The following is a 14,636-nucleotide window of genomic DNA, read 5'->3' as shown; positions in this document are numbered from 1 at the left end:
TGGCATGACAGAGCGAAATACCGATCAGGTCGCCGACTGGAACGGCCAAAGCGGGGAGCGCTGGGTCGCCTACCAGGCCCGGCTCGACGCCATGCTGGCGGTGTTCGGCCAGGCCGCGATCGAAGCCGCCGCGCCCGCGACGGGCGAGCGCGTGCTAGATGTCGGCTGCGGCGCGGGCGCGTCGAGTCTGGCTCTGGCCGCCCGCGTCGGCGCTAGGGGCCAAGTGCTGGGCGTGGACATATCCGAACCGCTGATCGGCCGAGCGCGCGCGCTTGCGCCACAGGATGCGCCGGCCCAGTTCCGGGTGGCCGACGCGGGCAGTGCCGAACTGCCCCAGGGCGCGTTCGACATCCTGTTCTCACGTTTCGGGGTGATGTTCTTCGACGATCCGGCAGGGGCGTTCGCCCATTTGCGCCGCGCGCTGCAGCCGGGCGGGCGGGTAGCTTTCGTCTGCTGGCGCGGCGCGGCCGAGAACGATTGGGTGCGCCTGCCGATGGGCGCGATCAAGGGCATCGTTCCGCCGACCGCGCCGCCCGATCCCGAAGCGCCCGGCCCGTTCTCGTTCAGCGACCCGGGGAGGATGGCGCGCATTCTGACGGCGGCCGGCTTCACCGATATTGCTATCGCGCCCTTTGATGCTTCCATCCCGTTCGGCGAGGGCAGGACGCGGGACGCGGCGATCGACGACGCGGTGGAGATAGCGTTCGAGGTCGGGCCGCTGTCGCGCGCCCTCGCTAATCAGCCCGACGACATCCGCGCCCGCGCCTCGGCCGCGGTTCGTGCCGCCTTCGCAGGCCGCCCCGGCGAGCGGTCAGTGATGATCGACGGCGCGGCGTGGATCGTAACGGCGCGCAATCCGGTAAGCTGACAGGGATGAAAAGGGGGAGACGCCCCCGCGCGGCGGAGCACCCGCACCACTCGGCCTCCTCGCGGTGAGCCCGACCTTGCTGCTGTCTCGGGACTCTCGACGTCGCACAGTTCGTGCCCGAGCTCGTCGCGAAGCATGCGGAGTAGACGGGCATGCGGCGTCGTCGTCGCCACCGACAAATGGGCGACGGCCGGCCTTTCCCCACCTGTCGTCGAGACATAGTGACGCGCGCGCGGCAGTTGAAATCCCGGATCCTTCGGTTCATAATTGCGCAATTACGCAATGCCGAAATCGATGAAACGTGCTCCGACGAACGGCGACCGCTCCGTAGCGCTGCGGCGCTTCAAGGCCGAAGTGTTCCAGGCGCTCGCGCACCCGACGCGCATCCACATCGCCGAGTGTCTTGCCGAGGGCGAGCAGCCAGTGTCCAGCCTGATGGAGAAGATCGGGATCGAGCCGGCCAACCTGTCCCAGCACCTGGCGGTGCTGCGTGCCAAGGGACTCGTCGTCAACCGCAAGGAAGGAACGCAGGCCTTCTACGCGCTTCGCGACCCGCTGCTGAGCGAGATCCTCGCGAAGATGCGCAAGTACTTCCAGGCCCATGTCCAGGAAGCCCTGCGAATCCTGCAGGAGCTGTAGATGCGCATGTCCGTCGGCACCCAGGCCAGGAGTCGTGACGCGTCGGCGATACCGCTGCCGAAGCTGCTGCTGTGCCTGCGCGGCTACACGCTCGGCACGCTGGCCGCCGACACGCTGGCCGGGATCACGGTGGGGCTGGTCGCACTGCCGCTCGCGATGGCTTTCGCGATCGCCTCCGGCGTAGCGCCGCAGGCGGGGATCTACTGCGCCATCGTTGCGGGATTCCTGATTTCGGCGCTCGGCGGCTCGCGCACCCAGATCGGCGGCCCGACCGGCGCTTTCGTCGTCGTCGTCGCGGGGATCGTTGCCAGACACGGCCTCGACGGCCTGTTCATGTGCACGATGATGGCCGGCGTGATTCTCGTCGCGCTCGCCGTCACCGGGCTCGGTACCGCCGTCAAGTACGTTCCGCGGCCCGTCGTCATCGGCTTCACCAACGGCATCGCGGTGCTGATCGCCAGCACGCAGATCAAGGACTTCTTCGGCCTCGCGATCGACCCGGTGCCGGGGGACTTCCTCGGCCGCCTGCAGGCGATCGGCGCGCACTGGAGCTCGCTGTCGTGGTCCGCGACGCTGATGTCGGTCGCCGCGCTCGCCGTCATCCTGGTCGTGCGCCACTATCGCCCTGCGGTGCCTGGCTCCGTCGTCGCGCTCGTCGTCGGAACGATCGTCGCGTGGCTCTTCGGGCTGCCGGTGGAAACCATCAAATCGCGGTTCGGCGGAATCCCGAGCGGGCTGCCGACGATCATGTTGCCGCACTTCCGGGCCGACCTGATCCTGCCTCTGCTGTCTCCGACGTTGACGGTGGTCATGCTCGGTGCGATCGAGTCGCTGCTGTCGGCAGTCGTCGCCGACAGGATGTCGGGCGACAGGCACAATCCGAACGTCGAGCTGTTCGCGCAGGGGATCGCCAACATCATGTCCCCGCTCGTCGGCGGCCTGCCGGCAACCGGCGCGATCGCGCGGACAGCGACCAACATCCGCTCGGGCGCACGCACGCCGGTGGCGGGGATCGTCCACGCACTGACGCTTCTGCTCGTCATTCTCGTCGCGGCGCCTCTTGCCGGGCACGTTCCGCTGTGCGTGCTGGCGGCAATCCTGATGGTGGTGTCGTGGAACATGGGCGAGTGGGGGCAGATCGGCGAGATCGTGAGGCTGACGTGGGCCGACATTGCAGTCTGGATGATCACGTTCGCGCTCACCGTGCTCGCGGACCTTACGGTGGCGGTCGAAGCCGGGATGATGCTCGCGGCGCTTCTGTACATCCGCAAGGTCACGAGCACGACGACCGTCTCGCGCGTCACCGCGGAGTACGTCGCCGGCGGCGTCGTGCACAGCCTGCAGTCGAACCCGATTCCCGACGGCGTCGTCGTCTACCGCATCCACGGGCCCTTCCTCTTCGGCGCGACCGACAAGCTGGCGGTCATCGAAGAGGAGTTCGACGACCTGCCGACAGTGGTCGTCCTGCGGGTGCGCAACATGACCGCGATTGATGCCACCGGCCTGCACGCGCTCGAGAACCTGGGCGCCAGGCTCGAGGCGACCGGGCGTCACTTGGTGATCTGCGGAATGCGCGACCAGCCTTCGAAGCTGATGGAGCAAGCGGAGTTCCACCGGCACATCGGTGACGCCAACCTGCAGCCCAACCTTGCCGCGGGGCTCGACCGCGCGCGGGAGATCCTGGCCGAAGCGACGCCGCCGGCATGGCGCGAGTCGGCCTGACGCGGGGGCACCCACCGCGCATTATTCGTCATGCATTGCGCGTCACGCACCGCGCGTCATGCGCCGGGCGTCATGCGCCGGGCGTCGAGCGCGAGCGCGACCGACCCCGCGACAGCGCTGCGACTCCGTCGCTATCCCCTCCGATCTAGCGGGATGCGCTCTGCTGCTGGTCGCGGAGTTCGTCCAGGGCCTTGACCCGGATGCGTTCGTTGTCGTTGAAACGCTGCTGTTGCAGGCGATCGATGGCCGCCTGCTTCTGGGCATCCGACAGGCTGGCGTCGGCAAGAATGCCGTCTCGCGCGCTACGGTAGTCGTCGAAGCGCGAATTCCACTGCGCGCGCTCCTTGTCGAGAGTTTCCAGCCGGTCGGCGCCGTCTTCCCCGAAACGCTCGACCCTCAGTGTGCGGATGTCTTCGTCGCCGCCACCGGATGCGCGGATCTTCGCCTCGTCCTCCTCGAGCGTCTCGACGGCCTTCGACTGCTCGTAGGCCTGGCGGGCCGCCGGCGGAAGGTTTTCGTAGAGCTTGTCGATCTTCGCCTTCTTCTCTTCGTCGCTGAGGTCCGGATCCTTGGCGACTTCCTGCTGCTCGATCGCGACCTCGGCTTCCGCCTCGGCGTCGCCGAACAGCCGATCGGAAAGTTCCGGACCGAAGATCTCCCGGCGAAGAGCGCGCAGGCTCTCGAATCGTGCGCGCAGGTCGTCGCTGCCCGGATCCGACAGGCCGAGCGCGACGCCGCGGTCGCGGTAGAGCATGTAGCGGTCGAGGAAGGCCAGCGCCTGGTCGACGGCGGGCGCCTGAAGACGGCGCCGGATCTCGTTCCTGATATCCGCGAGGATCTGCTCGACCGGCTTCTCGCCGATCGTCGACAGGAAATATTCGAACAGTTCGACGGCTTCCGGACCGGGCACGAAGTTGCCGCTGGCGTCGACGAGCAGCCCGCCGGCCACTTCGGTTCCCGCCAGCGAGCCGACACCGGAGGTTTCGTGATGCTCGGCGTTGTGATGCGCTGCGCTGTCGCGCAGCGAGTCTGCGCCGCGTGCACGCGCGGCATCCTCGTCGGCCGACGGGGTGCTCGTCGTTGCTGCGATGCTCCCTGCACCCGGCACGCCGACGCGCGAGGGCCGCGACCACCACATCAGCAACAGACCGGTCACGATGCCGATCCATACCAGCGTGCGAACTCTCGTCGTCAATTCGCTTCCTCTTGGTCAGCTCGAATCGGTCGGCTCGAACGACGGAAGGCGGGTCCGCGCTTGTCGGACCCGCCTTCGCGCTGGGATTCTGATTCCGGCGCCGCCGGAATGCGAATCAGAGGCCGAGGTTCTTCAGCCGATTGGCATGATTCTCGAACAGCGTGACCGGATTGGTCTCGAAGATCGACACCAGGCCGAGCACCTGGTTGACCTCGTCCAGATGGTTCTGGAAGTAGTTGTCGCGAATCACGGTTCCGAGGTGCGAGCTGCAGCGGCCGACCAGGCCGTCGTTCGACTCCGAGTAGAAGAGCGACGACAGGCCGAGAGCCACGTCGGAGATGTCCAGCGCGTTGGTCAGCACGCCGGTTCCCGACCACGAGTAGTAGTAGATGCCGCCGACGGTGGCTGCACCGCTGCCACACGACGTCGTCGGTACGCCCTTCGGATACGAAGCGTTGAACGCGGCGGCGCCGGTCGCGGTCAGCGAATCCAGGCCGGCGATCGCATCCTGCTGGTTGCTGTGCCCGGTCAGAAGGTTCAGCACCATGCCGAGGCTGTTGGCGAAGTACGAGAGCACACTCTCGACGAAGCCTCCGCCGGAGATGTGCGAGCGCAGGTACGTCGCGAGATCGGCGCCCTTGTGCGGCGTTGCGACCGACGTCACCGATGCGACCAGGTCGGGACGCACCGAAGCGACGTAGCGGATGTCGAAGCCGCCATGGCTGTGGCCGATCAGGTTCACCTTGCCCTTGCCGGTTGCGGCTACGATCGTCTGCACCTGCGACAGCAACTGCTCACCGCGCTGCGTGCTCGAGTTGAACGCACTGACGTTCGGCGTGTAGACGGTCGCGCCGTGATCGGTGAGATCCGACGTGATTCCGTAGAAATATTCATAGACACCAAAAAGTGCGTCGAAACCGGCCATGCCGTGCTCGAGCACGATCGGATACTTGGTCTTCGCAGTGGAACAGTTGAACAGGCAGAACGCCGACGCCGGACGCGGCGCAGCCGAGACGAGCAGTGCAGCCACGGTCATGGCTATCAGAATTTTTTTCATGGATCGCGATTCTCCCGGAGTGATGTGGAACAGGTCCGAGGCCCCTGTTCGAGGCATTTGCTAGCATGCGGCACCCGCCCTGGGAAGATCGCTGTGCGAAGATTCTCCTTATAGAACAAGTAGTTAAAGTGGAGAGCGCTACTCGCTACATGGGCGGAGCCGTACGCAGACGACTACTTCGCCGCGCCTGTAGCTACTTGGGGTGGCCCCCCGATTCTGAGTCTGTAAAAAACCATATCGCCGCGGCCGCTTTTCGCCGGCTCCGCGCTCCGCGCGGTCCATGCTGGGCCCACCCGGCCATGGACTTATGGGACGTTAAAGGGCACCCACGGGGAGCGCACGTGGTACATCGCCGGCGTCTCGATCTTCACCCTGATGCCCCAGCTCAGCGGCATCCTCCCTGCCGAAGCACGACGTCAGGGAATCGTTCGCGCCGCCCTTGACGAGCAATATTTATGGTAATACAGCTTGCTGTATGAAGACCACGATCGACATCCCCGACGAACTGCTCGTGCGCGCCAAGAAGCGAGCCGCCGAGCTGCGCAGGCCGTTGCGCTCGCTGGTGACCGAGGGGCTACGCGATCAGCTCGCCGGGAAACCCGGCAAGTCGGCGAAGCGGGAGCAACCGCGATCCATTCGATGGGTGACAGTGACTGGCGGCCTGCCGCCTGGGCTGGATCTGGCGGATCGGGAAGAAATGCACGACTGGCTCCGAAAGAGGCGATGATCGCGATCGACACCAATCTGCTGGTCTACGCGCACCGTCGGGGAACAGGCGAGCACCGGGCCGCTCGCAAATCGATCGAGCGCGCAGCCGAAGATCCGCGGGGCTGGGGCATTGCCTTGCAGAGCGTGGGAGAGTTCTGGAGCGTCGTCACGCATGCCAGCGCGGCAGGAGGCGCTTCCTCCACGACTCAGGCGGCCGCGTTTCTTCGCAACCTTCGCGCCGACGCCGGTATGATCGTCTGGACGCCGGGGACCGGGTTCGACGAGAGGCTTCTTCAGCTCGCGGAGGATCTGCAAGTGGCGGGCCCGCGCGTTTTCGATCTTCAGATCGCGCTCACCGTCTTCGAGCATGGCGCCTCCGAGTTGTGGACCCACGACCGCAGCTTCGTGAAGCTCCCTGGCCTTCGCCTCGTCCATCCTCTGTAGATCCGCACGAATTGACACTTGGTTCGGACGCAGCGAGTGGCCTGGAGCGACTCATCGCGCCGGTAGAGGGTCCGGTGGCACGTTGCAGCGGGATGCGCGGTGAACTGCCTTGACACCACGTGGCGCCGTCACTCTTATTGACGCCAGCCCGGCTGATTCGCCGAACTCGCCTCGCCAGCCCCACACGATCATGACCGAAAGCTGGAGTTCGCAAGACGACAGGAGAATCCGAAGATGCACTCCCACTTCACTAGGGCGATCGTTCCGGGCGCGTCGTCGCGATCGCCGCGCGAATGGCGACGATGACGAAGACCGTCGTCGTCCTGCCCGGGGAAGACGCAGCGCCGGAAGCCATGGAGCCGAGCATCGCTCTCCTCGAGCGCATGGGGCTGCCAATCCGCTGGAGTTTCCCGCTGGTCGGCGAAGCGGCGATGCGCCAGAGCGGCGATCCGTTCCCCGACTCGGCGCGCGCAGCCATCGATGCCGCCGACGCCACGCTCTTCGGCGCCACCTCGGGCGCTTCCGCCCGTGCGCTGTTCTATCTGCGCTGGGGCAAGCAGACCTACGCCAACGTTCGGCCGCTGCGCTGGAGCAAGGGGTTTTGCAGCAGCCTCGCTGATCCCTCCGGAATCGACCTCGTGCTGGTGCGCGAGAATCTCGAGGACCTCTATCTTTACGCCGAAGGCGAGATCGCCGAGCTTGCGCCACTGTCGCTCCACAGCCTGACGGCCGGTAAACGGGTGGACGAGCTGGGTGAAGGAAGCTTTGCGATCAAGGCCATTACGCGCCGGGGGAGCGAACGCGTGATTCGCTACGCCTTCGAAGTGGCCAGGAGGCGCAAGGCCGCGGGAAGACCCGGCCACCTTACGCTGGGCGCGAAATGGAACATGCTGCCGCGCACCGACGGGCTGTTCCGGGAAGTCGGCGCCGCGATCGCGAGCGAGTATCCCGACGTCAAGTTCGAGACGCTTCTCATCGACGATCTTGCCCATCGCCTGACCGCCCGGCCGGCGTCCTTCGACGTGCTCGTAATGCCGAATCTTTACGGCGACGTCCTGTCGGATGCAGCTGCGGGTCTGGTCGGCGGGCTCGGTCTCGCGCCGAGCGGCTGCTACGGCGACGACTACGCCTACTTCGAGTCGGCGCACGGTACGGCACCCGATCTCGTCGGCCGCCACGTCATCAATCCGACTGCGACGCTGCTCTCCGCATCGATGATGCTCGAGTATCTCGGATTTGCCGATGCGGCCGCAGCCATAGAGCGCGCGGTGCGCGCGGCGTATGCGGAGGGCACGATTCTCACGCCGGACCAGGGTGGAACCGCCACGACCGGGCGCTTCTGCGACGCCGTAGAGGCGAATCTCCGATGAACTCGCCCAGGCCGCGCACGATGTTCGAGAAAGTGTGGAACGAGCACGTGGTCGAGCGGCTCGACGAGCAGGCCGACCTCATCCACATCGACCGCCACCTGCTTCACGATCTTTCGGGCCCCTTCTCGATGCAATCCCTGGAGGAGAAGAACCTCGGCTGCCGCAGGCCCGAGCTTACCTTCGCTTTCCCGGATCACGGCGTATCGACTTCGCCGAGCCGTTACGACGATGCCGCCGGAGGCGGTCCACTGCTGGATCTTTTCCGACACCACTGCGCGAAGCTCGGCATCCATCTGTTCGACTTGGGCAGCGAGGAACAGGGCATCGTCCACGTCTCCGCTCCGGAGCTCGGGCTGGCCCTGCCGGGACTGACGATCGTGTGCGGAGACAGTCATACCTCCACGCAGGGAGCCTTCGGTGCACTCGCCCTGGGCATCGGCAATACGGAAGTCACCCAGGTCCTGGCCACGCAGACGCTTGTTCTCGATCGCCCGCGCACGATGCGGCTACGGATCGACGGGAAGCTCGGAGTGGGCGTCAGCGCGAAAGACGTCGCCCTCGCGATCATCGCGCGCGACGGGCCGGACGCGGGTTGCGGCTACGCTGTCGAGTTCGCCGGAAGTTTCTCGGAAGCGCTTTCACTCGAAGGCCGCATGACGCTGTGCAACCTCTCGCTGGAGATGGGTGCACGGTTTGCCTTCACGGCGCCCGACGAAGCAACGTTCGAATGGCTGCGCGGACGGCGCTACGCCCCGGCCGGCGACGAATGGGATCGTGCGGTGCGCCACTGGCGCACTCTTGCCAGCGAAACCGGCGCGGTTTTTGACCGCGAAGTCACTCTCGATGTCGCGAGTCTTGCGCCGCAAATCACCTGGGGCACGAGTCCCGCCCACGCCGTCGCGATCGACGCACGAGTTCCCGATCCGGCCAGCGCTCCCGACGCGGCGGCGAGGCGGAGCTGGCTCGATGCGCTCTCCTACATGGGACTCGAGGGCGGCGAACCGCTCGACGGTATCGCCGTGCAGCATGTGTTCATCGGCTCCTGCACCAATAGCCGGCTCGCCGATCTGGTCGAAGCCGCGCGCGTGGTGCGCGGTCGCAAGGTCGCGGCCGGTGTGCGGGCGTGGGTAGTGGCAGGTTCGCGGAGCGTTCAGCGCGAAGCCGTCGCGCTCGGGATCGACCGCGTGTTCCGCGACGCGGGTTTCGAGTGGCGTGAGCCGGGCTGTTCGATGTGCATCGCGATGAACGGCGACGCCGTGCCATCGGGAGAACGCGCGGTCTCGACCTCCAACCGCAACTTCGTCGGGCGTCAGGGCCCGGGTGCGCGCACGCACCTCGCAAGCCCGGCGACTGCAGCCGCGGCAGCGGTGAGCGGATGCATCCGCGATCCGCGCTCTTTGTTGCCGCTCGCCTGAGGCGTGGGCGACCGAAGGAAGAAAAACCATGGATCCGTTCGTCTCCCTTGATAGCCTCGCGCTCCCTTTTCCCGTCGACAACGTAGACACCGATGTCATTACGCCGCTGCGGCGAATTCTCGAGGGCACGGCTTCCATGGTCGAGCACGCGTTCGAGTCGCTGCGATTCGCGGCCGACGGCACGCTCAAGCCGGACTGTGCCCTGAACAGCGCGCGCTGGAAGGGCGCCGAGATTCTACTGGCCGGTCACAATTTTGGCTGCGGAAGTTCGCGAGAGACTGCCGTCTGGGCCGTGCGCGGCATGGGCTTTCGTTGCATCATCGCCCCGAGCTTCGGCGACATCTTCCGTTCCAATTGCTTCAAGAACGGGTTGCTGCCGGTCGTCCTCGACGCCTCGGATATGGCGACGCTGGTAGAGGAGGCGCGGGGGGACACGAAACGGTTCCGGATCGATCTCGAGAATTGTTGCGTGACCGCACCGAGCGGTCGCACCTTCCCCTTCGATGTGGGGACGCTTCGTCGTGAGATTCTCCTGGAAGGTCTCGACGACCTGGCGCTTGCGTTGAGACGCGGCCAGGCGATCGAGCGTTTCGAAGAAGCGGACCGGGAGCGCCGACCCTGGGTCTACCTCTGACGACAATTTCCCGAAAGGGTTTGCGGTCGACTGCGCTCGACTGTGCCCGTGGCGAATCCGAGTAGCGCTGCAGTTTCTGCCCGGGGGTCGGTCCCCGCTCTGACTTTTGACCCCCCCATGCTAGTCAGCGAGCGCGAGGCGCTACAGCAATGCAATGCCCATCCTGTAAGCACGACAACCGCGCCGAGCGCCGGTTCTGTGCCGAATGTGGCGCCGCGCTTGCCGCGCGTTGTGCGTCGTGCGGCGAGGCGAACCAGCGCGGCGAGAAGTTCTGCGGCGGCTGCGGCGGCGCGCTGACCGCTCGCCCGGCGATGTCCGCTCCGCAGCTGGCCGTACGCACCGCCCCCAGGCACCTCACCGAGAAGATCCTGAGCTCACGCGGCGGCCTGGAAGGCGAGCGCAAGCAGGTGACGGTGCTGTTCGCCGACATCAAAGGCTCGATGGACCTGGCCGAACAGATGGACCCCGAGGCCTGGTCGGAGATCATGCAGCGTTTCTTTACGATCCTCGCCGAGGGCGTAGAGCGCTTCGAAGGCTTCGTCGACAAGTTCACCGGCGACGGGATCATGGCGCTGTTCGGCGCGCCAATCGCGCACGAGGATCATGCGCGCCGCGCCTGCTACGCAGCGTTGCACCTGCAGGACGGACTCCGGCGTTATGCCAACGAACTGCGCCTGGGCCGCGGGCTGAACTTCTCGGCGCGTCTCGGTCTCAACTCCGGCGAGGTCGTCGTGGGCAGCATCCGCACGGTCGGCGACGGTCTGCGCATGGATTACACGGCCCAGGGCCATACCGTCGGGCTGGCGGCGCGCATGGAACAGATCGCCGAGCCCGGCAAGGTCTACCTGACGGCCCACACTGCCGCTCAGGTGCAGGGCTACTTCACGCTCTGCGATCTCGGCGCAATGGAGATCAAGGGCGTGCAAGGCGCGATGCACGTCTACGAGATGCAGGGGCTCGGCCAGATGCGCACGCGACTCGATGTCTCGCGGAGCCGCGGATTCTCGCGTTTCGTCGGGCGCGGCGATGAGATGCACCTGATCGAAACCGCGCTGGCACGCGCCCGCGAAGGTCATGCGCAGGTGGTCGGCATCGTCGGCGAGGCGGGACTCGGCAAGAGCCGGCTCTGTTACGAATTCCTGGAGCGCTGCCGGTCGCAGGGCCTCATGACGTACGAGACGACCGGTGTCGCCCACGGCAAGGCGATTCCGTTCCTGCCGGTGCAGCGGCTGTTCCGCGCTTTTTATGGCATCACCGACCAGGACAGCGACGCGACGGCGCGCGAGCGCATTGCCGGCCGCCTGCTGCTGCTCGACGAGCGCCTGCGCGAGAGCCTGCCACTGATCTTCGACTTCCTCGGAGTTCCGGATCAGGACAACCCGCCCCCGCGCATCGACCCCGAGGCGCGCCAGCGGCAGTTATTCGACCTGGTGCGACGCGTGGTACAGGCGCGCGGGCAACGCGAGACGCAAGTCACCCTGCTCGAGGATCTGCACTGGTTCGACGGCGGCAGCGCAGCGTTTGTGGAGCCGCTGCTCGAAGCGATCGTGGGGACGCGCCATCTCGTGCTGCTCAACTTCCGTCCCGAGTACCAGGCATCGTGGATGGGGCGGTCGTATTACCATCAGCTGCCGCTGGCACTGCTCGGTCCCGATGCCATCCGCGAGCTGCTCGAGGCGCTGCTCGGCAACGACCCCAGCATCGTTGGACTTGCCGACGCGATCTATGCCCGCACGGCCGGCAATCCCTTCTACACCGAGGAGGTGGTGCAGAACCTGATCGAGTCGGGAAAGCTCCAGGGCAGCAAGGGCGCGTATCGACTGGTCACGCCCGTCCACAAGCTGGAGGTGCCGAGCTCCGTGCACGCGCTGCTGGCGGCACGCATCGATCGCCTCGCCGCGCGCGAGAAGGACGTCCTGCAAACCGCTGCCGTGATCGGGCGCGAGTTCGACGAGCCCACGCTCGCCGCCGTCGTCGAACAGGACGCGCCGCAGCTGCGCGAAGCGCTCCAGACCTTGAAAGACGCCGAGTTCGTGTACGAGCAGTCGCTGTACCCGGTCGCGGAATATCTATTCAAGCATCCGCTCACGCAGGAGGTCGCGCTCGCCTCGCAACTTCAGGAGCGACGGCGGCGACTGCACGCAGCGGTGGCGCGCGTCATCGAGGCAGCGCACGGCGGCGACCTCGATCAGCAGGCAGCGTTGCTCGCGCATCACTGGGAAGAGGCCGCCGATGCCCGGCAGGCGGTGCGCTGGCATCGCCGCGCCGCCGAGTGGGCCGGCGCACGCGATCCGGTCGAAGGACTGCGTCACTGGCGCAAGGTGCGCGAGCTTGGCCGGTCGTGCGACGACGCAGAGGTGAAGGAGTCGCGGCTGCGCGCCTGCGGCGTTCTTCTGGCTGGCGGCTCCTGGCGTCTCGGCATGAGCGAGGACGACATGCGCGAATGCATGGACGAGGTACGCGCCCTGGCGCAGGAGCTCGGACGTCCGGCGATCATGGTCACGTCGCTGACTGGCATTTCCGGGCACCTCGGCATGCTCGGTCGGGCAGAAGCGGCGCTCGAGCGAGCCGAAGAGGCGAGAGCCATGCTTCGCGATGACACGGGTCCAGGCGAGACCTTCTCGGTCGAGACCGCTCATGCGTACTGGCTCGGGGTCGCGGGACGCATTCCGCGTGCGATTGAAGAATTGGAGCGCGTCGCCGAGCTCACGGGTGGAGATCCGGAGGTTGGCCGCGAGCTGATCGGCTACAGTCCATTGATTTGGGCCGAGCACTGCCGAGGGTGGATGCGGGCGCAGACGGGTCGCTTCGACGAGTGCTGGCCGCAGGTCGAACACGCGATCGCGATGGCACGCGAGCACGGAGCACTGGAGAACCTCGGATGGGCGCTCGGAATCCTTAGTCACTGCGCCTATCTCGCCGGCACGTCGCGCGCGCCGGCGACAGACGTTCGCCGGGCTTGTCTGGAGGGAGTGGAGATCTTCGAAGCAGGTGGGAGCCGGTTCTCGAAGATTACCGCCTCCAACAACCTCGCGACCGCCCATTTCTTGAACGGTGACTATCGCGAGGCCGAAGATCGGCTTACCGAAGGGATTGCACAGGCGCGGGCCGCCGGCACTGCGCTCGAATGGCTGGGCTTCAACCTCGCGGTTTTTGCCGATTCGCGTCTGGCCCGCGGCGACGTCGAGGCCGCAATCGCCAAGGCGCAAGAAGCGATCGACACCTCGGATGCGGGCGGCGCCTGGTTTCAATCTGCCGTCGCTCGCGCCGTGCTGGCCGACGCGCTCGTCGAGATCGGCGCGGCGGAGCACGAGGTCACACCCGTCATTGCCGAAGCTCGCGAGCTGGTACGCAAGAGCGGCGGCAACTCCCTGCTGCCGCGACTTCGCGCGGCCGAGGCCCGCCTCGCCGGTCGCGACGACCGCAAGGCTCTCGAAGCGGGGCTGCGTGAGGCCGAGTCCATGTACCGCGCCATGGGCGCACCGGATGCTGCCGATCGCCTCGCGCGGGAGCTCGGCGATTGACGATGACACTGCCGCGTCGGTAGCCGTTCGGGACCATCGTTGTCGGCACGGACCAGGATCGGAAGATTTCTCCGCGTCGCCGGCACAGTCGCATGGCTTCGCTGACGACTTCGTGTGAGCAGCGAAGTCGCCCAAGGTTTGGGCAAGGTGCTGCACTCGCGAGCAGCGCCGAAGTCTGCCGCCATCGTCTCGGAGGATCGCCGACGCGAATTGCAACTTGACCCCGGGCCCGCTGTTACACGCCTGCGGCCGCCGCGGGAGAAATTGGTGCCGAAGCTGCGGGCACGCAGTGCTTAGGTTGTTCGTTGCCCCGGCGGTGACGACATCGCCAAACCCCATGTCGGGGGATAGCGGGTGGCGCCACGGCGCCGGGCTCCGCGGCAAACCTGGAAACGGTGCCGAACAGGCGCTGCGGCGCGGCATTAGCGATACAATCGGTGAGTTTCGCCACAGAGTGAACGCGCAGAGGAGTCGCACAGGCGGCGCAGCGCTGTGCGCCGCCGCGCCGCTGCGCGTGGCCGGCGCAATGGGCCGCGTCTTGACGGGCGCAACCGCGGCGAAGCGTCGCCTGAACTCGTAGTGCCCGTGAAGCAGGCAGCGCCTCGGCAAAATGCGCTACGCGATCGGCAACCTCCGTGCGGTCTCCCCAACTGGCAGCTTCCTTGCATACCTGGCGCTGTGAGTAGCGGCGTCAAGAGAAGCCGCAAGTGGCGTCAACGTTCCCACCCGGCCCTTACGGCGGTCGACGCGAGCCCCATGGACGCTGGGCCGGGCGGCGCGAAGTCGCACGTTGCCAGGCGCCTGCTCTGGCAACAGCGCCTCGAGCGCCTCGCCGCCGGCGACGGGCTCTCCGTGGCGTCGCCTGAGGAAGAAGGCGACCGGAAGCGAACAGCGGAGGAAAAAGAGATGGAAGACAAGACCGATGCCCTCAAGCTGATGGTGCTGCTGTCGCCCGACGGCACGGTGCTGTCCGCCAAGGGTACCGACACGGATGAGTTCTCGGCGGTGGCTGCCTATGCGACGCAGCTCGCGCAGCGGCTCGGAGAAGGGCTGGGCCTCG

General features: G+C 66.6%; 12 protein-coding genes. 10 read left to right on the top strand and 2 right to left on the bottom strand.

Translation table 11 applies throughout. The annotated features are described in order from the left end of the window. The first annotated feature begins 4 nt into the window (after positions 1–4). From VGK20_08160 to VGK20_08150, 3 genes are all read left to right on the top strand, one after another. Complete coding sequence (locus VGK20_08160; GenBank protein ID HEY2774013.1) at positions 5–868, top strand: methyltransferase domain-containing protein; 864 nt, start codon at positions 5–7, stop codon at positions 866–868. 294 nt (positions 869–1,162) lie between these two features. After that, positions 1,163–1,507, top strand: coding sequence for a metalloregulator ArsR/SmtB family transcription factor (locus VGK20_08155; GenBank protein HEY2774012.1), 345 nt, complete (start codon positions 1,163–1,165; stop codon positions 1,505–1,507). Beyond that, positions 1,508–3,229, top strand: coding sequence for a SulP family inorganic anion transporter (locus tag VGK20_08150; GenBank protein HEY2774011.1), 1,722 nt, complete (start codon positions 1,508–1,510; stop codon positions 3,227–3,229). A gap of 145 nt (positions 3,230–3,374) precedes the next feature. Here VGK20_08150 and VGK20_08145 read toward each other — a convergent pair whose 3' ends face one another. Both VGK20_08145 and VGK20_08140 read right to left on the bottom strand, forming a co-directional pair. After that, entirely contained in the window at positions 3,375–4,424 is a 1,050-nt protein-coding gene (locus VGK20_08145) for a lipase secretion chaperone (protein ID HEY2774010.1), read from the bottom strand. 115 nt (positions 4,425–4,539) lie between these two features. Further along, a complete protein-coding gene (locus VGK20_08140; GenBank protein ID HEY2774009.1) occupies positions 4,540–5,481 on the bottom strand; it encodes a triacylglycerol lipase in 942 nt (313 codons plus the stop codon). A 475-nt stretch (positions 5,482–5,956) separates the two neighbouring features. On the opposite strand from VGK20_08140, the gene VGK20_08135 reads away from it, so the two are divergent. From VGK20_08135 to VGK20_08105, 7 genes are all read left to right on the top strand, one after another. Continuing rightward, complete coding sequence (locus VGK20_08135) at positions 5,957–6,208, top strand: hypothetical protein (GenBank protein ID HEY2774008.1); 252 nt, start codon at positions 5,957–5,959, stop codon at positions 6,206–6,208. Beyond that, positions 6,205–6,633 (top strand): TA system VapC family ribonuclease toxin, encoded by a 429-nt coding sequence (locus VGK20_08130; protein ID HEY2774007.1) that lies wholly within the window; start codon positions 6,205–6,207, stop codon positions 6,631–6,633. Before VGK20_08135 ends, VGK20_08130 begins: the two co-directional genes overlap by 4 nt. A gap of 302 nt (positions 6,634–6,935) precedes the next feature. Beyond that, positions 6,936–8,003, top strand: a complete 1,068-nt coding sequence (locus VGK20_08125) for an isocitrate/isopropylmalate family dehydrogenase (protein ID HEY2774006.1) — start codon at positions 6,936–6,938, stop codon at positions 8,001–8,003. Next, positions 8,000–9,418 (top strand): 3-isopropylmalate dehydratase large subunit, encoded by a 1,419-nt coding sequence (gene leuC / locus VGK20_08120; GenBank protein HEY2774005.1) that lies wholly within the window; start codon positions 8,000–8,002, stop codon positions 9,416–9,418. The genes VGK20_08125 and leuC overlap by 4 nt, the downstream gene beginning before the upstream one ends. A 28-nt stretch (positions 9,419–9,446) precedes the next feature. After that, positions 9,447–10,052 carry a 3-isopropylmalate dehydratase small subunit gene (leuD, locus tag VGK20_08115; protein ID HEY2774004.1) on the top strand — a complete coding sequence of 202 codons (606 nt, stop codon included), beginning with the start codon at positions 9,447–9,449 and terminating at the stop codon, positions 10,050–10,052. A 311-nt stretch (positions 10,053–10,363) separates the two neighbouring features. Continuing rightward, on the top strand, positions 10,364–13,576 hold the full coding sequence (locus tag VGK20_08110) for an adenylate/guanylate cyclase domain-containing protein (GenBank protein HEY2774003.1): 3,213 nt from the start codon (positions 10,364–10,366) through the stop codon (positions 13,574–13,576). Between the two features lie 756 nt (positions 13,577–14,332). Continuing rightward, on the top strand, positions 14,333–14,636 hold a 304-nt coding region (locus VGK20_08105; GenBank protein HEY2774002.1), incomplete at its 3' end, for a hypothetical protein.

The sequence above is a fragment of the Candidatus Binatia bacterium genome, from assembly GCA_036493895.1.
Taxonomy (GTDB): domain Bacteria; phylum Desulfobacterota; class Binatia; order UBA1149; family CAITLU01; genus DATNBU01.
Note: the sequence above shows the minus strand (reverse complement) of the source record. Positions and strands in the feature narration are given on the sequence as shown.

Coding starts and splice junctions, on each gene's coding strand:
- VGK20_08150 (HEY2774011.1), top strand. CDS start 1,508: ATGCGCATGTCCGTCGGCACCCAGGCCAGGAGTCGTGACGCGTCGGCG.
- VGK20_08110 (HEY2774003.1), top strand. CDS start 10,364: ATGTCCGCTCCGCAGCTGGCCGTACGCACCGCCCCCAGGCACCTCACC.
- VGK20_08160 (HEY2774013.1), top strand. CDS start 5: ATGACAGAGCGAAATACCGATCAGGTCGCCGACTGGAACGGCCAAAGC.
- VGK20_08135 (HEY2774008.1), top strand. CDS start 5,957: ATGAAGACCACGATCGACATCCCCGACGAACTGCTCGTGCGCGCCAAG.
- VGK20_08130 (HEY2774007.1), top strand. CDS start 6,205: ATGATCGCGATCGACACCAATCTGCTGGTCTACGCGCACCGTCGGGGA.
- VGK20_08140 (HEY2774009.1), bottom strand. CDS start 5,481: ATGAAAAAAATTCTGATAGCCATGACCGTGGCTGCACTGCTCGTCTCG.
- leuC (HEY2774005.1), top strand. CDS start 8,000: ATGAACTCGCCCAGGCCGCGCACGATGTTCGAGAAAGTGTGGAACGAG.
- leuD (HEY2774004.1), top strand. CDS start 9,447: ATGGATCCGTTCGTCTCCCTTGATAGCCTCGCGCTCCCTTTTCCCGTC.
- VGK20_08155 (HEY2774012.1), top strand. CDS start 1,163: ATGAAACGTGCTCCGACGAACGGCGACCGCTCCGTAGCGCTGCGGCGC.
- VGK20_08125 (HEY2774006.1), top strand. CDS start 6,936: ATGACGAAGACCGTCGTCGTCCTGCCCGGGGAAGACGCAGCGCCGGAA.